The organism is Pseudoalteromonas sp. S3178 (assembly GCF_005886985.1).
GTDB lineage: Bacteria > Pseudomonadota > Gammaproteobacteria > Enterobacterales > Alteromonadaceae > Pseudoalteromonas > Pseudoalteromonas carrageenovora.
Map to the genome: position 1 here is coordinate 1 of NZ_PNCW01000356.1, position 229 is coordinate 229.

1 protein-coding gene is annotated in these 229 nt (G+C 47.6%); it reads left to right on the forward strand.

The features are described from left to right. The coding region (locus tag CWC11_RS23120) for a hypothetical protein (RefSeq protein WP_212748113.1) at positions 1 to 229 on the forward strand (229 nt) is incomplete at both ends.

Here is a 229-nt window from a genome sequence, read left to right on the forward strand (position 1 = left end):
TTATTGGTTTGAATGCCATGATTTTATTGAGTCGATAGTGATTGCCGAGGGAAATCTTGCAAGCCCCTATATTGAACGAGGCTTGCTGTCGGTAACGGATAAAGATGGCCTGGTGCACGAACATGAAACCGGCTTTGTTGGGTTTACGCAGTGCCAAAGCCGCCATCGTTTTAAAATGGGTGGCTCACAAGTGCATATGAATGCCCATCCACCAACCTCAGTCAGCTCG